This is a genomic window from Bacillota bacterium LX-D (genome assembly GCA_031628995.1).
GTDB lineage: Bacteria > Bacillota > DUOV01 > DUOV01 > Zhaonellaceae > JAVLUO01.
The window spans coordinates 263,558-281,008 of the sequence record JAVLUO010000001.1; the positions used below are offsets into that span (position 1 = coordinate 263,558).

Here is a 17,451-nt window from a genome sequence, read left to right on the forward strand (position 1 = left end):
CCTCTATAAAAATAGCCTTTTTATTCCATCACTTACGAGCCTTTTATCAAAAGCCTGCCCAAGCAGTTTAACTGCCTTAAAATCGCTTTTACACATTGGGAAGACATAAACTGAATCTTCATCGTGCTTAATTATATCATCAAAACGTAGGCATAATTCATCAATTTCATGAGGCTCCATGTTCCCTACAAAGACACTTTTTTGAACTGAATATAATCCATATCCCTTACAAATCTTAAAAACTCTGCTTCGAAGTTTATCCTGGCTAATATCATATATAACCCAAACCAGCATCTAACCCAAATCTCCAAGCAACGAATTAGCTATCCGATGGCAATCTAATTGGATAATATTTCGCCTTTGCACATTGCGTCCATTATACCTAACTTTCTTGTCAAAAAATTCCCCAAGAGCAGAAATAAAAGGTTCTTTACCCTCTTTATTAAGTACGTAACCCCCTTCTATTTGATCAAAATAGCTGGCCTTTACTTTTCGGTTGGCAATAAGCCCTACTACAACTTCATCCACCCAGGGACGGTATTGTTCAATAAGGTCGAATACCAAAGATTTTTTATTATATCCGTCTGTATGGATAAATCCAACAAAAGGATCCATCCCCGCAATGATACATGCTTTTTCAACTATGCTGTATAGTATCCCGTAGCCATAATTAAGCAAACAGTTGAACTCATCCCTCGCTGGATCCCTGCTCCTGCCGTTAAACCTATAACGTTCAGGAAGAATGGCACTTAAGGTTTCAAAATATAGCCGTCCTGCATTACCTTCGATACCCATTACACTGCTCCTTATATCTTCTATATTACCATTTAAACCAACAAGTTTTTCTTTGCTTTCAGATAGAGATTTACAGGCTTCCATCAGTAAGTCTTTTACCTTTCTTCTTGTGTTCATCCATTTCTTAAGCAAAATTTCCTGCCTGTTGATTTTCTCTACAACCCAACCGCAGGCAAGGGAGGCACCTTTTTTGTCTTCTGCAAACTCCAACTGCCGCCTTCTAATTTTGGATGTACTCCCAAACTTGCAGTGCCAAATACGTCCAAAGGGCTTGCCGCTCCGGTCTAAAAAAACTATGTCAACGTTATTATCCAAAGCAAATTTAATGGCATCTGTTGTTAAAGTGGCACCTGTGGTAATTACGATATTATTGACCTTTTTTACTGCTATTTCTTGAACAATATCATCAACCTTTACCTGAAAACAATTATCCTTCTTTTTCAAATATCCGCCATAGCTGTTTATGTATAGCTCCATACGCCAACCCTCCGCCAATAATTGGTAATATTATTTTTGCCAAATTGGCCAGAGTTGAAACACCTCTCTTAATGATTGCAACATAAACAGCGGCAGATAGTGCCAAAGCCACGGGATACTGATTTTCCTATACCCAGGTAATCTGGGATTGCAAAGTTAACAAAGAAGCTTCCTAAAAAGGCAATCATTCTTTGCTCTTTGAAATTAGTCTCTATAGATTTAATTTTACCAATATCAACGACAATTTTAGACTCAACCCTGTATCCGAGCCCCTTTGAAAGTGACAATAGATTGCCTGTTAAAACGGCTCTTAGTATTTCCCTTTGTTCTACACCTGAACTAACTTGATATTGCCCGTAATTCCTTTGATTTAAGGCCATCCAAGGCGTTATAAAGGCATACTCTACCACATCATCCAGAATGCCAAAGGGCTCATTTGCAATAGTTAAGGCTTTTTCATAGATTGGAATTTGACTTCCATCGAGAATTAACTCATTCAGCTCATCTTCCATCTCTTCAAGTTTTTCAGCCCCCTGGTTAATTCCAATGATATACGGAGTTCCTTCGATAACCTTATATTGAATAAGCGGATAACGGTAAAGCCAGCCCGTTTTTCCATGATTATGGAATTCGTCATGTTCCGGAAATAGTCGGGCCACAAACCCTCTTAGCTTGTGGCCGGCTCTGGTAGATAACCGAATTTCGGGAAATGAAAGGCGGAAAATTTTTAGCTGCTTGTAACTGCTCATGTAAAATTACCCCTTTCTAATGAAACCAGTTTCCAAATGATAAAAATCATTCAACTGTTCTTTGGAAATTAAATAAAAATCTTCCACCTGGGAAAGACCTGCAGTATCTTTTTCAGTAACATTTATTACATATTCCATAAATTCTTTTTTAAACTCGCTGAAAGCCTCTTTTTGTTGCCATGCTTCTTTTTCATTAATCATAGCAAGATATTTTTGCCAGAGTTTTTCAGCCTCAGCATCAAGCTGAATAAATACTGGAGTCTTGGGCAAATCCTCAATGAGCTGGAAACTGCGGGATACAGTATCATGTTCCAACCTCCCAGCCAAGTCAATCAGTTTTTTGTCTTCTTCCGACCGTTTTATCTTTAACTTTTCGAAATACTTATTGTTCAAGAGCCAGTAATCTTGTTCCGGCACTTCGCTAGCCCCATTAAGACATTCCTGTGTTGCCAAGAGTAGAATGGGGTCATAGATCATAAATGCAAAGTCCTTACCTTTATCATTTAAAAGCCGGAAAATATAGACTTGTTCAGCTTCACTACGATTCCAATGCCGGTTACACCTACCTGCGACTTGATTAATAGCATCTAAAGGTCCAAAATCTCTTATAACCAAACCTACGTCTAGATCTACACCAGCCTCAATCAATTGAGTTGTGACAATCAATTTAGGTTTTTGCTTCTTATTTTTCTTATCCTTTAGCTGCTTAAGCCGTTCCGTTCTTTCTTTGGGAACTACATAACTTGAAAGGTAGAAATAATCCCTTTGATATTCCTTATCCTTTAAATAATCATAAACCTGAGCTGCACTTTGAATGGTATTTAAAACTATTAAGATGTCTTTATTATTATTTTGTTCAATTAAACATTCTAAATGGTGATAAAAATCCTGTAGTAAAAGTGGCTTAGTATGATAAAGTTTTAATTTAGTTCGGTTAACTTTTTGAAAGTAAGCTTGGGGCTTAGTGATTAAGTTCTTAATCTCGCTCTGATCAAAAATCAATGGTAGTGTAGCTGTGACTAAAATAATGTGGCATTGCAATTCCTGCGCCAGGGTTTTTAGCACTTTTCGAATAAAACACCAGTACTTAACCGGAATAGCTTGGACTTCATCAAGAATAATTACTGCATTTTTCAGTCTGTGTAGCTTTATGAGTTGGCGATTTCCGTTTCCAGCCAAGGTATGAAATAGTTGCACAAAGGTTGTAACAATAAGTTCTGATTCCCAGGCTTGTATTAAAAACCGGCTTTCATCAGGATTCCATTCTTGCTCAGCATCCTTATAGTCTTTTGCAGCTAAATAGTGATGTTTAATTAATTCACTACTGGTAGGAAGCCTCTTACTATAGTTTTCAATTACCTCTTCAAAAACTTGATAATTTTGATCAATTACACTGGTAAATGGCAGGCAGTAAATTATAGGACCTGATTTGTTCAGCAATTCTTTAATCCTATAGGCAACAGCCAGCGAAGTAAGGGTTTTTCCCGTCCCCGTTGGCATGTTTAAACTCAACAGTGGGTTATCCAGAAATTTTTCAACATTTCTGAGTGCTTCTTGGTATAACTCCTCACGCATTATATCCAATGTAGAATCCCCATTAAATTTCTTTTTATAATGTTCTATCATTGGTATCTTGCTACCGTCACCCTGCGCCAAGCTTGGTTTCCGGCCTTGCAAGATAACTGAACCTTTATCGCTAGCCACTAATGCTGAAAAGAAAAGTTTATGTAAATAATACAGTGGCATCCCGGAATAATCCAAAAGCTTGTCCCAGCTCTTCCAGACAGTTTTACGTAGTTTTAACAATACTTCTTTATTCCACTGATATTCAACCGGAATTTCGCTTTCAGCTATAATTGCTAAAACTTCCGCTATATCCAAAGAACCAAGCTGCTTTTCAAGAACATCTTCATCCGCATCGGTTTCTAAAATATTTTCAGCATTGCCTATAGCACCATGATGCTTCCGTACTACTAGGTAAGCCAATACACCAACTAACTTTACCAGCTCTGGGTCGCATTTATTTTGAGTACCATATTGCTGCACCAAATCCCAGGTGATCATGGCCGATAGTTCACTATGATTAGTAACTGCGGTTTTAAAACTAGGATCTTCTAACCTTTTTTGGAAGTATGTAGTTGCCTTTCCTAGATCGTGCCCAAGGCCAATAAGATAAGAAACGTTTTTTAAAAAGCCAGCAGGGATTCCCAACGACGGTAAGACATCCAACATTTTTTCACGGCAACTATTAGCTGTTTGCAAAGCATGGTCAACTAATAGTTCATCAGGCCTAGCTTTAAGTCTAAAGGAATATGATGTTTTCACCGTTGCCCACCTGCCAGTACTTATTAGGTGTACACTTAATTGCCTTACCTTTTCTTTCGAAAAGTACTTTGGCAAATTCGTTAACAACCCGTTGATTTCCCCGTTCAAAATCGTTAGGCATAGTTTCTTTGAAATATTCTCCCCGTTGATCTGGGTCATCCTGGTCAAAATTTATGGGGAATTTATCGTGCAATGGAAGCACTGAATGGATAGGTACTTCTACACCCCCGTTAACTTCCCGAATAGCTAATTCACCTATGTATTCTATATGGGCTAAATACTCACTTAAACCCAGATAAGGTGTATAAAAGCTTTGACCTCGTTCCAAAAACCCTTGCAAATTTTGATACATTTCCTGATCAGTGTGGTAAAAGTAAATGCGGTAATGTGGTTTCTTAACCAATTCTTGTTTTACTTGAGTACGCTCCCTAATTTGCGCAAACATTTTTGCAGTTTTGGTATTTATAAAATTTAAGCCAATTCGAAACTTCCTAATAGGATTAATTATACGGACAGCGATACTGGCTCTATCTTTAGTAAAATAATCATAGTATTGGGTTTTATCTAAACCGATGACAGCAGCAATTAACCCTGCTGTGGTAGTCCGGGGAGGTATTGAGTAACTTAGCGGGGAGGATGTGGTATAGATCTTTCGAAAATGTGCCCAATCCCCCCTTACCTCAAAGACGAGGCATTTCTCCATGCTGCCACCCCCCTAGAATTGCATGACGTCCAATTTTATTCCCAAGTCACTTATAACCTTAGCCAATTCTATAGCTTGACCTTCCTTCTGAATCTGTAAACCTTCATCAACTTGCAATTTAATACCGGCAATGCGTTGTCTGTTCTTCTCCAGCTTATTCACTAAACCTGAGAAATCTAAGACAAAATCATCCATTCCCCGTATTTCTCTTTCATCGGACTTGGAAGTGATTAATTTAATTCCGCTTAGTAAATCGCCTATGTGGTAAGAATGTTCTGCATAGTCAACCTTCAACAATAATCTAGGCATTTGCCCGATCTTAGAGCGGGAAATCAAGTTTTTTGTCCCATTCCAAATTGCTTCCATGAGCAAATCCACATCTTGCTCTGCCAGATTGGTATGTTGGGCAGCATTTTCATTAATGATGCCGTAAAAACCAATTAATGAGTAGGGAACAATATATTCCTCCCGGAAGGTTTTTTGCTTGCTGGATTCACCTGAGGCAAACGCACCCGTACCTTTAATGTAGGTCACTTCCACCTTATGCAAGGATCTTCCCATATTAAATTGCACCGGTCCTGTAAAAGTTACCGAATTATTATTTAGCGGAATCGTAGCACCGAATAAACGCACATCAATGCATTTGTCCAAAACATTTTTCGCAACTTCCTGAGCATCTTTACCGAAGTCTGCAGACCGTTCTTTGCCTGATTGAATAGTTCCGTTCTCTTTAAATATCTCCCGGACAAAAATTTCTTGGCCTTTAAAATCATATAAATAGTCCCTTATTGTCCGTTTCAATCTAACATCAGTAACCAAGTTAATACCTGTTTCTTCATCCATCCGTGGCTTGTTCCCATCTAATGGATCACCATTAGGATTAGCGTCCTTAATATCGTACAGAAAAACTATTTCCGAGCGTTGCAATAAGTTACTCATCTTCTTTACCCTCCTTAGCAAAGTTAAATAAATTCTTTCCATTCATCCCTACAGCAACAAAAAAGCCAACTTCTTGCATAGTTAAGCGCCAGTCTTTACCGGCTGCCTGAATATACTTGGTCAGCAATTCAAATTCCATGCTACATGGGTAAAACTCTTTTTCATAGGCCTCAACATAATCAAGAAATTTTGCCTGCAGTTTTCTATACAAATCACGGATGTCCTTTTCTTTTAAAGCCAGGCCTTTCATTTGAATTTTAAAAGGCATTCTACCTAATGCTTTACGTTGAAAATTAATCAAGTGTTGCGAAAGGTATCCTACCATAAAACACGCCTTGGCACCAGGATGGTCATAAAGGCCGTTTTGATTGGCAAAAAAAGCGTCAAACATCGCCTCTACTGAAGGGAAGTCCTTAAGGTTATATTTTGAAGATTCATTCACTGGTTTTTCACCTCCATTTTTTAATAAATCGGGTAATAAACCCAGCCGACCTAAATAGGTAATGAGTTGGAAGTACCGCCAGGCAATAAAGTTGTCATAAAATTTTTTCTCCTCATTATCCGGGCGTTTAAACTGTTCGGAAATTTTCTCCATTAACCTGGTAAGTAAAAAATGTGCATTTATAGGCTTGTCCGCAATCAGCGAGTAAATGCTTTCTAAAAAGTAGCGGTTATGCGTTTTGTACGGAAATAGCTCATTAAAAATACCAAGATGGAGCCTGAAGGACTGTTCACCTTTTCCTACTGGGAAATTTTTAAACTGGTTCATTGAATTGACCTCTTTTAGCTTGCTGTAAATGTAATTAAGCCGGGAAGGTAGGACATCTTCAATGTTCAAAAGAATATTGAACACAGCGCCGCTTTGCTTTTCTTCAAAGAACATGAAGTTATATGTTACCTGTTGTCCAATAGAGCCCAAACTATCAATAATGTTTTCCTCTGCAAAGCGAATGCTTTCAACTTCAGACTGTTTTTTCTTGACAGTTCCACTATCTTCTTGCTTAGGAGTAAGTCTGGCTTCCAAACTTTTAAGCACCAGCTGCAAGTCCTCTATCCACAGTGTTTTTGGTATAATCATTAACTGCCTGTTGTAAAAAGACTTCGTCAAATGGCGTTCAACGTATTTTTTGCCAAGTTCCAGTTGTGTTCCACAATTGAAACATACAGGGTAATTTTTCCACGCATCCTGTTGGCGAAATCCTCCGGCTACGTATCCTGGCTTATCCAAAGTATAAAATTGGAAGGTACTGGCAAATCCGTATACTTCTTTTTTTTCGAGACATACGGCACATATTTTATTCTCTGATGCTGCAACCTTGCCATATTTTTCAGAAAAAAGCTTTTCACAATCGGCCTTGAATTTATCACGAAAGATATTCCAGTCGCCAACCCATTTTTCTTCGCCATCTTCAGCGATCATTAGAGAAATTATAACTTTAGTTCCTTCTTTACCTAATTGTTTTTGTTTTTCCTGGATGTCAGCAATAATTTGTTTTTCCTCCGCTTCTAAAACCAGCTTAACCTTTTCCAGTTCTCCCTTTTCTTCATCATGCTTTTTTCCTGCAAATGAAAGAGCATCATTAACAGCTCTGATGATTTTATTTGGCACTGTTTTTGAAGCTTCAGTTAATTTTGCCGTAGGGGTTACATCTGCTCCACGGGCACCAGTGCCTGATCTGTACAAATACCGACCGATAGCCTCAGAACGGTAACCTCGATCCTCTATACCATTGTATCGGTAAGAGTCACCCTTTTTGCTTAATTTAATAAACAAAACTTTGCCATACTTACCCCCGTCACTGGGGTCCGCAGTAAAGATATCAAGAATTGTACCTTGATTTGCTCGTAAATGCGCTAATTCAATTTCCCCAATATTTTTAATTGCTTCAATCATGGAATCACCTCCTTTTAATTTTATAATGATTTATTTATCAATTATTTTAGAATATGTTTCCATTTCTGTCAATAATGTAATTAAAGTAAATTTATATTTAACTTGAGTATTTGTTATGTTACTATTTTTGTAAACTCTATATTAAAAAGGATTGAAATATTTTCTAATGCTTTGATGTAAAACTTTTGGTTCCAACAAAACAAGGTTTGTAAAATCAATTAGTAAAATGACCTGGCTTAAGCCCGGGTCATCTCTCTACCCACGGTTAATACACTATTACAATTCTACAAATAAATTATTTATCAGCTACATTGCATTGGGGGGATTTCTCCCTCCTTCTCACCTCAGAACCGTACCTGTTGGTTTCCCAGCATACGGCTCAGGCATACTTTTTGTAAATGGCATAATAAAAAGATGAAAAGGTACAAAAAGGGCAATAAAAAATGCTCACTTTTTTACCTTCACAAGCATAAAGAAGTGACACAAAAACTGGAACAATTAAATAACAGTACGTTTTTAGTAGTTAAGAAAAAAAGATACCCTGCAAACCCTATAAAATCAAGGGTTGCAGGGTTTTTATTTACTATTCCCACTCTGTGATTATGTCTTTTTCAATATTTTCACCTATTGATTTTACTGCATTTCAAGCCATTATTTTTTCTATTTTCAATGAAAAAATATTGGCTTCAAAAATTTTGCGTATCATTTTCGTATCACTTTTTCACTCATTTATTATATTTTCTGTGGTGTCAGATATATCATTTTATAATCTTTGTTAAATCCATTCTTGAATTTATAATTCGGTGAATCTCGATTGTATCTTCTAACACAATATAAAATATTAAGTATTTATCAACTACCATCTTTCTGTATCTAAAGCCTATTACATCTACTGGATATTCCTCATACATAAATGGGAATTCTTTTAAAGCATTAATTTTTTCTATAATTCTATCATATTGTTTTAAAGCTGTGCTTGGGTAGAATTGGGATAAATAATCAATCATATCACCCAAATCCACCTTTGCGGCAGGAAGCATTTTAATCTTATATTTTTTCAATGAGTTTCCCCCTCATTTCTTTTGAAACCTCATCAAAATCATATCTTACATCTGTTGATTTTGCTTCCAACGCAGCTTCTTTTAATTTTTCATAAATCAAAATGTCCATCTTAAGTCTTTCATAAGCTTCCATACTCATTACAACCATATCACCATAGCCATTCTTGGTCAAGAATACAGGTTCGGCGGTTTCATGAACAACCCTCGAAATATCAGCAAAATTATTTCTTAAATCTGAAACTGGTCTGATATGCGGCATAATATTCACCCCTTAATTAGTTTAGCATAATTTTATCATAATTACGCTAAACTAACAACAAGTTTTTGAAAATTAACTTTCAATATCCTTTACATTAAATGGGTCAGTTAAATCCTTGCCTTCAAACTTTTCCAAGAATTCCAATAATGCATTTCTTCTTACCTTCATGCTTCCAAGTTTTATAGCTGGTAGTAAACCTGCCTTAATTAAACTGTAAATGTAAGCTGAATTACATTTAACCAGTTCAGCAACTTCACTTACAGTATAAAGAATATCCTGTGATTCAGCATTATAAATGACAGTAACATTTTGAATATTACCTAAAAGGTTATGCCTTTTCAAATCATTAATAATTGATTCAGCAATTTGCTTTTCATCAATTTCTATTTTCATTGGCTTTAGATTCCTTTCTATTTTCCCTTATCATACCTTCAGAATCGCCCTAAATTCGCTTTAAAATGTTAAGGTAATAATTTTATCTCCTTTTATATTAAAATGCCTTAAAAACGATTTTAGAAGGTTTTAGCAATTTCTCAATGTTCCATCTTTTATTTTCTCAATAATAATTGTTTCTCCAATAGCTTCTAATTCATTAAAAGCTAATTCAACATCATTTTCAAAGCCTTCAGCTATTAAATCCGAATTTCCTAAATGCTTTTCCAATATATCACGAACAACTTGTTCATTATTTCTATCTTTTAACCAGTCTTTTGGAATATAGAACATTATACACCATCCCTTAATACACTATATCATCAACATCATAAGTTGGAATTTTACCAATATCACCTTCAGTTTTAATTTCTATTGGTGAATCATCAAAGAATGTATTTTCAAGAACACTATAAGCTGCTAACAAACTATTTTCAGGCGGGTAATATGTTCCACCAATTGCAGGGCATTTTTTCAGCTTTGTAATAAAATCATTTTGTGCTTCTTGGTTAAATTCTCCATCAATTTCAATAGTCAATAAACCATCTTTCAGGAAACATTCAACCTGTCTTTCAACCCCCAGGTATTTACCTTTAGCAATTATTTTGGGCATGGGTTCACCCCACTTTCTTCATAATCACATTCAACTTTGATTAAATGTTCACCATAAACAGTATAATATTCTTTATCAAGTTCAATTAATTCATCCTTGATATTTGGGGGACAATTATTTTTAATATCCAAGCCTTCTTTTCCCGCTATCAGGTATTCATCATATTTTGATAAATCAATCACCTTTGTTCCCCCTTGCATATATTCTTCAAATTCCTTTTTCAGTTCTTCAGGTGCATCATCTGTCAAATGCCAGTTGTCACATTCCATAATAAAATAAGGGGAATCTATAAAGCTTGGTCTTGGTTGTGACATATTATTTCACCGTTCCTTTGAAAATTAACTTTCAAAAAATATTATAACATATTATTTCAAATATTTGGATATAAAATACCCTTGAAGCACATAAAGCAATTCAAAGGTATGTTGATAAAGATGAAAAGGAGTATACACAAATGATTATACCTTAAATAAAAGGATGTAGTTATTACCGACATCCTTTTATATTCCAAATTCAAAAATCAGGAGTTCCCATTTTAGGATTGTGGTATCATTCACATAAACAAAAAAAAGCCCAAGGAACAGCCTTTATTTTGGCTATCCCTTTGGTTTACATAACAGTTTATTATATTCTATCCAATACAATAAATTTCTGCCCGCCTTGAACCCTTACAAGTATTACTTTTTCACCAACCTTCAAGCCTTGCTTAATCCTGAATGTCTTTGTTCCTTTATAGCCATGATTATGACTTGAAAAGGAACTGTCACCGCTTCCACCGCTGGTATATTCTGTTTCATGGTCAACAACCATTTCAACATCATAATCCTTTACATTATTTGTTAATATTAAGAATGATTCATCCAGTGTTAATTTTTGTTCTATATTTATTTTCAATGGGGATATACTTATTACAGTCCCAAACATTATTGAACAAGGGTCTTTACTTTTTATAGTTTCATATGCAATTTGTGCAATTGTGTTGTGCAATTTTGACATAGTCATTACTCATGCACCCCCGCAGCCGCAACTTGCATAGTTTCATATAACTGTTCTTCAAGGTATGTCATTATTCCATCAAGGTCAGTGTCTTTACTTACATTGTTGGTTATACCACCAAGGTTTACAGTAATTTCAGCAGTTGTAAAACGGTTTATTACTTCCTGTTCTGCCAGGTCACGCATATATTCAAGGGTTTCTTCACTCATTTCCATTGAATCAGCCATCTTTGATGTATTTTGCGCAGTATCAGCTAAATTCTTCATTGCTTCAGCATTACTGAACATAGATGAAAAGTCATTTTCTTGTGCTGCTTTGGCTGCATTTGCCGCTTGTGCTGCACTTATTTCAGCTTGTCTTTTAGCGGCTGCATCCCATGCATCTGACTTCATCCTTTCAAGTGCTGCATCCCTTGCAGCCATACCAGCTTCAAGTTGATTCCTATAATTCTGAAGGTCAGCTTCCCTTGCTCTTTTGGCTGCATCATTTTCCATCTGTGCAGTTGTTCCAAAGGTTACTTCCTGGATTGCACTAATGGATACCCCTGGAATCTTATTCAGCAGGTTAATGAAATTATTGATGATTCCAATTGCACCATTGACCATATTTTGAAGGATGGTCAACACACCCGCTTTCATATCACCAATAAAATTCTGAATACCAACACTTGCAGTCATGATTCCAAGCTTCAGCTTATCCCATAAATCAAGCACCCAATAAACACCTGTGAAGAATCCGATTTTAACCCAATCCCATGCTGTCAGGATTCCATTCATACAAATTTTCCAGGCTATTTCAAGCCCTCCAACTGACTGAACCCATTTGTAAATCATTCCGATTAAAACACCAACAGCCAAAGCAATCCACATAATGGGATTAGAAAGCATTGTAGTTATTAAAGCCCTATTTGCAGCAACAGAAAGCCAGGTTGCAGCGGTTTGAATTCCTGTAATTGCAGCGTAAGCACCAACAGCAGCAGTCAAACCCCAAAATATTGGTGCAAGGGTTGACCAGTTGTCATATATCCATTGCGCCCCTCTGCCAATACCCTGAAGCACTGGTTCAAAAGTCTGAAGTAAGGTATTTCCAACAACTGTTCCAATCTGTCCAATAGTCATTGGCATTTCAGCAAACTTTGCATTTGTTTCATCAGCAGAAGCAAACATTGCATTTTTGATAACATCAGCAGTAATTAAGCCTTCAGCAGACATATCTTTTAATTCACCAACTGTTTTTCCCATGTATTCAGCAATCGCTTGGGCAAGAAGTGGTGCATTTTCCATAATGCTTTTGAATTCATCACCTTGTAATTTACCCGCAGCCATTGCCTGTGTTAGTTGGTACATTGCTGCTGCCTGGTCTTGAATACCGGCACCACCAATTTTGAATTGTTTGTTCATTTGTTCAGCGAAAGCAACTATTTCAGCATTGTTTGAAAAAGCATCTTTAGCCAAAACTCCAAGCCTGGAAACAGCGGCAGCAGTATCCATATATGAAGTTCTAGAAGCATTTGCTGATTTTAAAATCATGTCTTGAAGTTGTTTAGTGGTATACAAGCCATCATTCATTAGGTCAAGCCTTGCATTTGTAGAAGTCATTGAATCTGTAAGTTCAATAATTTTTTTAGCACCAAAGGCAGCGCCAACAGTTGCAGCTATACCCTTCAATTTACCCAATAAACCATCAGCAGCCCCTTGACCATTCCGCACATCATTATTAAATTGCTGTTGTGCCTGGTTTGCTTCTCTTATTTGCTGTTCAATCTCATTGAAAGCCAGTTCTGCCCTGTTTAATTCTGTCCTTGCTGCTTGAATACTTGCAGTATCAACCGCATTATGAGAAGCACTTTGAAGTGCTTCAAAGCTTGATATTGTCATATTCAAAGCATTGGTTATACTTCTTAATCCTGGTGTCATACCATCATAAACCTGAATAGCTGTTCTTATTGTTGCCATTTATAATTCACCCCTTTCCTTTTTCCTTCTTTCAGCTTCAACCTGAAGCATTAAAGCATATACTATTTGCCAATCCGTTTTATTTTTCAAAGCTTGTGCTGCTTTGATTTCCTTGTTTAATTGCTTGTCCTTTTTCTTCATCAGCTTTGGCAGCCATTCTTTAAAAATCTTATATCCTGGATAATCCTTATTTAAAATTAGCAATCCATCATTGGTTACCCGCCCAAATTCTTCATAAGCTGGTATTTCTGAATCAGGCTTATAATCAATTTCACTTATGAAGGGAAGGAAGCTGAACTTTACCGCCCACAAATATTTGTCGATTATTTCAATGTTTTTGTTCATCCTGTTTTCACCCCTTTTTAACAGCATTGTTTGAGAATTTTATATAGTAAATCATCAACGATTTCCATTCTTTCAAGAACCGTATCAGGTGAAGCAAATTTATTTATTTTATCCCTGTCATGTTCCAGTGAACTTAACACTTTCCACTGATATTTTTTCATCAATGCTTTACCTTCTTCACTTTCTCTTATTTTTTTTATTGCACCGAATTTAATTTGCTGAACATACTGATATGATACATTGAACTTTTTACCTATTTGTTCAATTGATTGTGGTTTCCCCTCTAATCCATAATGTAAAATAAGAACTTCCCTGCCAGTAATACCATTTTTCAGCTTGAAGGTTAAATAATTGACATCCATAAAACTAAAATCTTCACCATTGAATTCTGTTTCTTTACCAAATACTGAATCAAGCACTTCATATAGGTCTTGCCTTAATATGTCATTATCAATTTCTTCATCAACTTCTAAAAAAGGCTGTTCTGAATTTTCATCTGCAAGTAATTCTTCAAGGTTTCTATCATCATCTTCTGACAGAACCTCATTGACACTATGCATTATTATTTGGTCACTTGTTATATCACTTTTTTTAACCCTGGAAATATTTCTGTTTATGAAATTAAGCATTATACCTTTAATTACTTCACCAGCATATGAAATAAACTTAACAGGTTCTTCAGTATCAAACCTATATTTTTCAAGTGATTTTATAAAAGCAATCCAACCTTCTTGTTCTAAGTCATCAAAATCAAGCAATGCTTTACTTGCAACACCACAATATTTGTTGGCAAAATACTTGACCAGCCCTTTATTTTTCTGTATCAGTTCATCTAAAGCAGAATAATTACCTTCCTGATATTCTTTTACAAGTTCTTCATTAGTCAAGTAATTCACCCCCTTCAGCAACTATCTAAACATAGCCATGATGCTAAGTTCAGGATATAGAATCATTGATAACTTCAGTAAAGCTTTCTTCTTATTCCTTCTAACTGTTGCAACATCAATATTTAAAGCATTTGCTATTGCATTTCTTGTCTTATCTTCAATATAGGAATTGTAAAAAATAGTGAAGCACCTTTCACCAACCATTTCATAAAGCTTTTTAAAAGCTTCATTCATGCCCTTTACAAATATTGCTGCTTCACGTTTCTTATTAGCTGGTACTGAAGCATCATTCAGCATAATTAAGCTTTGCTTGAACCCTATAATATCGCTGATAGTGGATGAAATAACTTGTTCCTCATATTCATTAAGTAAATGTGCTTTTCTTAAATCATTTAAAAGGGTTTCTGCTGCCTGTTTTACTATTTGCTTGACTTCAAATAAATCCAGTGTTTCCACCAATAACAACCACCCCCTGAAAACAAATAGCTGCACCAATGCTGAAGGGGAGTCCACCACCAGTGCAGCTTTAACATAGGCATTATTCTTCTTTAGGTGTAGGATTTATAGCATTGGAATGTCCATCCTGCATTACTGTTCCAACATGTTCAACTTTTCTTAAATGGTCATATCCATCATCAGTTGGGTTAAGTCCATCAGGTGTTGGTGTGCCAATCCTGATTCCAACCTGGAAGCCATTTACCGTTTTATTAACAGCATCATCCTGATATTTCATATCACTTTACACCGCCTTTCAAATTAAGCTTCAACCGTATCTGCCAGCTTTTCTATGTTGTTAACACTATCCATAAACATGGCAAGTTTAACACCGCTATTTAAGCTGGTATCTTTTGAATTGAATAAATTATCAACTGTCTTTTCTGCAATCTCAAAGCTATTCACCAACATCATTAGATTATTGGTTTTCCCAAAGGTTTTATCAAAGCGGTTAAACATATCAGGCTGAACCATGTTTCCAACAACTGACTGAAATAACTTCATGGTTTCAAAGTCATTTTGGAAAGGCTTCAGGATATTATAAGCCTGGTCATCATTCAACTTGTTGCCAGCTAATTCAAGAAACTTTAAAGCATTAGCAACCTGAAGCTGATAATCAGCAGGCTTTGCATCAGGTTCACCAATAATGGTTGCTTTTTCTTCTGCAATAATCTGTTTCAGCTTTTCATTAAAAACTTTATCATTTGCAATAGCTTCATTCTGAAGAACCCTGACAGCTTCTGCTTTATAAGTATCCGAATAAACAGTATCCTTTTCCCATTCTTTGATTTTTGCTGTTATGTTTTTAATGATTGTTTGGTAAGTATCGACCAGTGTTTTAACTTTGTTTCCAATTTCTGTTTTCATTATTTTTTTCCACCTTTCTTTTTTTATAGTTTTGGTTTAAAGAACCGTTTGTCTTTGTACCGTTCAACCAATTCTTCAATTGATAACTTCTTGTAATTTTCAAAGAAATCTGCAAGTGTAGAATCATGTTCCGCTAATAGATTTTTTACAGCATCAAAGCTTTCCTGATATTTATTTTTTAACCAGTTATTGTACTTTTCTTGTTCTTCAACATTGTTATATCTGTAATCATATTCACCAATACCTTTAATCCAATGTTCAAAGTCAGGTTCAGAAATCCCAAATTCCTTATCAAACAATTCAATGTAAGCTTTCATATATTCTTCTTCATTGTGATTCAAAGCTAAATCAATGAATTTTTTTACTGTTTCTTTTCCCTTATACAAAATAATATCTGTTGGAAGATACATATCTGTTTGAAGAATCATATAGTCTTTAAGTACAGGTACCTTATTTTTTGAATCTGAAAAGTGAAGAACGGTATTCAATTCAGTGATATTTTCCAACTTAAAACTTTTCATTTTCTTTTTATCTTTTTTATATAAAACTTTTACTTCCCAAGTACCATCTTCTTCTAAAAAACATTTAACATAACCTGGGTTATTAGTTTCTGATTGATATTTTTTTAATGCTTCCAGTTCAGCAAGCACCTTTGTCATATTGACTGCTTTAAATCCCTTCATTTTGAATCAAACCTTTCTTCAATTCTTCAATTTCCTGCTGAACCAATTCGGTTGTTCTTAACTGTAATCCAAGTTCAAGAACCGTTCTTGCAGCAGATACCCTCGAAGAATCTGTTGCGGCAGTATCATTCATGATAGTTCTTAAAACTTCCAATGATTCAAGTGCATAGCTTTGTGCCTTCTGCATGGCATCATTGAAAATGCTATCTTTAACTGCTTTTAAAACATCCTGGAATGCTTCATTTTTCCTTAACCTATAAAGTGTTGCTTCTGAAATCCCTGACTTTTCAGCAGCTTCCTTCATAGTTGGGGAAGTTAGAAGATTTAAAGCAACCGTTTCTTTATTCAACTTTGCCATGTTTACCACCACCTTTTTTCTAAAATTCGTTCATTCCAAGTCATTTTCTGTCAATTATGCGAGTTGCAATTTCTTTGCCCAATATCGCTGGTTATATTCCTTCACCTTTTCAGGATGTTCAGCCCGCCATTGCCTTTGATAAGCATTGATTGATTCCTTGTTTTCTGCTCTATATCGTTTTAAATAGTCCTTGCGTTTATTAGCTTTTGCATCCATGAATTTCACCCCCTAAAGACAATTTGCCCTAAGATAATTTTACCAAAATGTGATATCATTTTCACTATTAGAACACTATATTTAGTATATATGTACAAAATTAGACACTATATATAGTGTCTTTAAGGGTTTTCTATGATTTTATAAATTGTTGATTTTTTCAATTGATATTTTTTCATCAGGTCAAGAACATTCATTCCTCTATAAAAATCTTCAATGATTCGTTTGTTTCGCTGCTGTTTATTATAGTGTTCTGCATTATTAGGCAGCCTGAAAATTGCACCAGGCATTTTTTCAATAACTTCAAAGAACAATTTTCTACCAATAATTTCTTCCAAAGTTTCAAGATTTGTAACATTTGTATTTGGCATTATTCACACCATCCTTCCAATATTGAAAATA

Annotated in this window: 24 protein-coding genes; all 24 read right to left on the reverse strand. The window is 35.6% G+C overall.

The annotated features are described in order from the left end of the window. Nucleotides 1-3: 3 nt before the first annotated feature. The 24 genes from cas2 to RDV78_01460 all read right to left on the reverse strand — a co-directional run bounded on the left by cas2 (nucleotide 4) and on the right by RDV78_01460 (nucleotide 17,420). The gene (gene cas2 / locus RDV78_01345; protein ID MDS1029148.1) at nucleotides 4-294 is read right to left on the reverse strand and encodes a CRISPR-associated endonuclease Cas2; all 291 of its coding nucleotides are present in this window, start codon (nucleotides 292-294) and stop codon (nucleotides 4-6) included. Further along, nucleotides 295-1,272: a CRISPR-associated endonuclease Cas1 gene (gene cas1 / locus RDV78_01350; GenBank protein MDS1029149.1), complete on the reverse strand. Its 978-nt coding sequence runs from the start codon at nucleotides 1,270-1,272 to the stop codon at nucleotides 295-297. Nucleotides 1,273-1,340: 68 nt separating this feature from the next. Further along, the gene (locus RDV78_01355; protein MDS1029150.1) at nucleotides 1,341-2,021 is read right to left on the reverse strand and encodes a CRISPR-associated endonuclease Cas6; all 681 of its coding nucleotides are present in this window, start codon (nucleotides 2,019-2,021) and stop codon (nucleotides 1,341-1,343) included. 6 nt (nucleotides 2,022-2,027) lie between these two features. Continuing rightward, a complete protein-coding gene (gene cas3, locus RDV78_01360) occupies nucleotides 2,028-4,346 on the reverse strand; it encodes a CRISPR-associated helicase Cas3' (GenBank protein ID MDS1029151.1) in 2,319 nt (772 codons plus the stop codon). Continuing rightward, nucleotides 4,324-5,049, reverse strand: a complete 726-nt coding sequence (cas5b, locus tag RDV78_01365) for a type I-B CRISPR-associated protein Cas5b (GenBank protein MDS1029152.1) — start codon at nucleotides 5,047-5,049, stop codon at nucleotides 4,324-4,326. The genes cas3 and cas5b overlap by 23 nt, the downstream gene beginning before the upstream one ends. A 12-nt stretch (nucleotides 5,050-5,061) precedes the next feature. Further along, on the reverse strand, nucleotides 5,062-5,988 hold the full coding sequence (gene cas7b, locus RDV78_01370; protein ID MDS1029153.1) for a type I-B CRISPR-associated protein Cas7/Csh2: 927 nt from the start codon (nucleotides 5,986-5,988) through the stop codon (nucleotides 5,062-5,064). Further along, a complete protein-coding gene (locus RDV78_01375; GenBank protein MDS1029154.1) occupies nucleotides 5,981-7,882 on the reverse strand; it encodes a TIGR02556 family CRISPR-associated protein in 1,902 nt (633 codons plus the stop codon). Before RDV78_01375 ends, cas7b begins: the two co-directional genes overlap by 8 nt. Nucleotides 7,883-8,640: 758 nt before the next feature. Next, the gene (locus RDV78_01380; protein MDS1029155.1) at nucleotides 8,641-8,943 is read right to left on the reverse strand and encodes a type II toxin-antitoxin system RelE/ParE family toxin; all 303 of its coding nucleotides are present in this window, start codon (nucleotides 8,941-8,943) and stop codon (nucleotides 8,641-8,643) included. Continuing rightward, on the reverse strand, nucleotides 8,930-9,202 hold the full coding sequence (locus tag RDV78_01385) for a type II toxin-antitoxin system Phd/YefM family antitoxin (protein ID MDS1029156.1): 273 nt from the start codon (nucleotides 9,200-9,202) through the stop codon (nucleotides 8,930-8,932). Before RDV78_01385 ends, RDV78_01380 begins: the two co-directional genes overlap by 14 nt. 72 nt (nucleotides 9,203-9,274) lie before the next feature. After that, the gene (locus RDV78_01390) at nucleotides 9,275-9,595 is read right to left on the reverse strand and encodes a helix-turn-helix domain-containing protein (GenBank protein MDS1029157.1); all 321 of its coding nucleotides are present in this window, start codon (nucleotides 9,593-9,595) and stop codon (nucleotides 9,275-9,277) included. Nucleotides 9,596-9,724: 129 nt separating this feature from the next. Next, entirely contained in the window at nucleotides 9,725-9,928 is a 204-nt protein-coding gene (locus RDV78_01395) for a hypothetical protein (protein ID MDS1029158.1), read from the reverse strand. Between the two features lie 13 nt (nucleotides 9,929-9,941). After that, the gene (locus RDV78_01400) at nucleotides 9,942-10,247 is read right to left on the reverse strand and encodes a hypothetical protein (GenBank protein ID MDS1029159.1); all 306 of its coding nucleotides are present in this window, start codon (nucleotides 10,245-10,247) and stop codon (nucleotides 9,942-9,944) included. Next, nucleotides 10,235-10,561 carry a hypothetical protein gene (locus RDV78_01405; protein MDS1029160.1) on the reverse strand — a complete coding sequence of 109 codons (327 nt, stop codon included), beginning with the start codon at nucleotides 10,559-10,561 and terminating at the stop codon, nucleotides 10,235-10,237. Before RDV78_01405 ends, RDV78_01400 begins: the two co-directional genes overlap by 13 nt. Before the next feature lie 310 nt (nucleotides 10,562-10,871). Then, the gene (locus RDV78_01410) at nucleotides 10,872-11,249 is read right to left on the reverse strand and encodes a DUF2577 domain-containing protein (protein ID MDS1029161.1); all 378 of its coding nucleotides are present in this window, start codon (nucleotides 11,247-11,249) and stop codon (nucleotides 10,872-10,874) included. Next, a complete protein-coding gene (locus RDV78_01415) occupies nucleotides 11,249-13,198 on the reverse strand; it encodes a tape measure protein (GenBank protein MDS1029162.1) in 1,950 nt (649 codons plus the stop codon). Before RDV78_01415 ends, RDV78_01410 begins: the two co-directional genes overlap by 1 nt. Continuing rightward, nucleotides 13,199-13,543 (reverse strand): hypothetical protein, encoded by a 345-nt coding sequence (locus tag RDV78_01420; GenBank protein ID MDS1029163.1) that lies wholly within the window; start codon nucleotides 13,541-13,543, stop codon nucleotides 13,199-13,201. It abuts the gene before it with no gap. Nucleotides 13,544-13,560: 17 nt separating this feature from the next. Beyond that, complete coding sequence (locus RDV78_01425) at nucleotides 13,561-14,430, reverse strand: sigma-70 family RNA polymerase sigma factor (protein MDS1029164.1); 870 nt, start codon at nucleotides 14,428-14,430, stop codon at nucleotides 13,561-13,563. Nucleotides 14,431-14,451: 21 nt separating this feature from the next. Beyond that, nucleotides 14,452-14,886 (reverse strand): hypothetical protein, encoded by a 435-nt coding sequence (locus tag RDV78_01430; protein ID MDS1029165.1) that lies wholly within the window; start codon nucleotides 14,884-14,886, stop codon nucleotides 14,452-14,454. Between the two features lie 82 nt (nucleotides 14,887-14,968). Then, entirely contained in the window at nucleotides 14,969-15,163 is a 195-nt protein-coding gene (locus tag RDV78_01435) for a hypothetical protein (protein ID MDS1029166.1), read from the reverse strand. 23 nt (nucleotides 15,164-15,186) lie between these two features. Continuing rightward, the gene (locus RDV78_01440) at nucleotides 15,187-15,792 is read right to left on the reverse strand and encodes a hypothetical protein (GenBank protein MDS1029167.1); all 606 of its coding nucleotides are present in this window, start codon (nucleotides 15,790-15,792) and stop codon (nucleotides 15,187-15,189) included. A 23-nt stretch (nucleotides 15,793-15,815) separates the two neighbouring features. Further along, entirely contained in the window at nucleotides 15,816-16,475 is a 660-nt protein-coding gene (locus tag RDV78_01445) for a hypothetical protein (GenBank protein ID MDS1029168.1), read from the reverse strand. Further along, complete coding sequence (locus tag RDV78_01450) at nucleotides 16,462-16,833, reverse strand: hypothetical protein (GenBank protein MDS1029169.1); 372 nt, start codon at nucleotides 16,831-16,833, stop codon at nucleotides 16,462-16,464. Before RDV78_01450 ends, RDV78_01445 begins: the two co-directional genes overlap by 14 nt. 54 nt (nucleotides 16,834-16,887) lie before the next feature. After that, nucleotides 16,888-17,049, reverse strand: a complete 162-nt coding sequence (locus RDV78_01455; GenBank protein ID MDS1029170.1) for a hypothetical protein — start codon at nucleotides 17,047-17,049, stop codon at nucleotides 16,888-16,890. Between the two features lie 122 nt (nucleotides 17,050-17,171). Then, the gene (locus RDV78_01460) at nucleotides 17,172-17,420 is read right to left on the reverse strand and encodes a Mor transcription activator family protein (protein MDS1029171.1); all 249 of its coding nucleotides are present in this window, start codon (nucleotides 17,418-17,420) and stop codon (nucleotides 17,172-17,174) included. Between the last annotated feature and the right edge of the window lie 31 nt (nucleotides 17,421-17,451).

Coding starts and splice junctions, on each gene's coding strand:
- RDV78_01395 (MDS1029158.1), bottom strand. CDS start 9,928: ATGTTCTATATTCCAAAAGACTGGTTAAAAGATAGAAATAATGAACAA.
- RDV78_01450 (MDS1029169.1), bottom strand. CDS start 16,833: ATGGCAAAGTTGAATAAAGAAACGGTTGCTTTAAATCTTCTAACTTCC.
- RDV78_01435 (MDS1029166.1), bottom strand. CDS start 15,163: ATGAAATATCAGGATGATGCTGTTAATAAAACGGTAAATGGCTTCCAG.
- RDV78_01375 (MDS1029154.1), bottom strand. CDS start 7,882: ATGATTGAAGCAATTAAAAATATTGGGGAAATTGAATTAGCGCATTTA.
- RDV78_01445 (MDS1029168.1), bottom strand. CDS start 16,475: ATGAAGGGATTTAAAGCAGTCAATATGACAAAGGTGCTTGCTGAACTG.
- cas2 (MDS1029148.1), bottom strand. CDS start 294: ATGCTGGTTTGGGTTATATATGATATTAGCCAGGATAAACTTCGAAGC.
- RDV78_01455 (MDS1029170.1), bottom strand. CDS start 17,049: ATGGATGCAAAAGCTAATAAACGCAAGGACTATTTAAAACGATATAGA.
- RDV78_01420 (MDS1029163.1), bottom strand. CDS start 13,543: ATGAACAAAAACATTGAAATAATCGACAAATATTTGTGGGCGGTAAAG.
- cas5b (MDS1029152.1), bottom strand. CDS start 5,049: ATGGAGAAATGCCTCGTCTTTGAGGTAAGGGGGGATTGGGCACATTTT.
- RDV78_01390 (MDS1029157.1), bottom strand. CDS start 9,595: ATGAAAATAGAAATTGATGAAAAGCAAATTGCTGAATCAATTATTAAT.
- RDV78_01385 (MDS1029156.1), bottom strand. CDS start 9,202: ATGCCGCATATCAGACCAGTTTCAGATTTAAGAAATAATTTTGCTGAT.
- RDV78_01355 (MDS1029150.1), bottom strand. CDS start 2,021: ATGAGCAGTTACAAGCAGCTAAAAATTTTCCGCCTTTCATTTCCCGAA.
- RDV78_01410 (MDS1029161.1), bottom strand. CDS start 11,249: ATGACTATGTCAAAATTGCACAACACAATTGCACAAATTGCATATGAA.
- RDV78_01400 (MDS1029159.1), bottom strand. CDS start 10,247: ATGCCCAAAATAATTGCTAAAGGTAAATACCTGGGGGTTGAAAGACAG.
- RDV78_01415 (MDS1029162.1), bottom strand. CDS start 13,198: ATGGCAACAATAAGAACAGCTATTCAGGTTTATGATGGTATGACACCA.
- RDV78_01440 (MDS1029167.1), bottom strand. CDS start 15,792: ATGAAAACAGAAATTGGAAACAAAGTTAAAACACTGGTCGATACTTAC.
- cas7b (MDS1029153.1), bottom strand. CDS start 5,988: ATGAGTAACTTATTGCAACGCTCGGAAATAGTTTTTCTGTACGATATT.
- cas1 (MDS1029149.1), bottom strand. CDS start 1,272: ATGGAGCTATACATAAACAGCTATGGCGGATATTTGAAAAAGAAGGAT.
- RDV78_01405 (MDS1029160.1), bottom strand. CDS start 10,561: ATGTCACAACCAAGACCAAGCTTTATAGATTCCCCTTATTTTATTATG.
- RDV78_01460 (MDS1029171.1), bottom strand. CDS start 17,420: ATGCCAAATACAAATGTTACAAATCTTGAAACTTTGGAAGAAATTATT.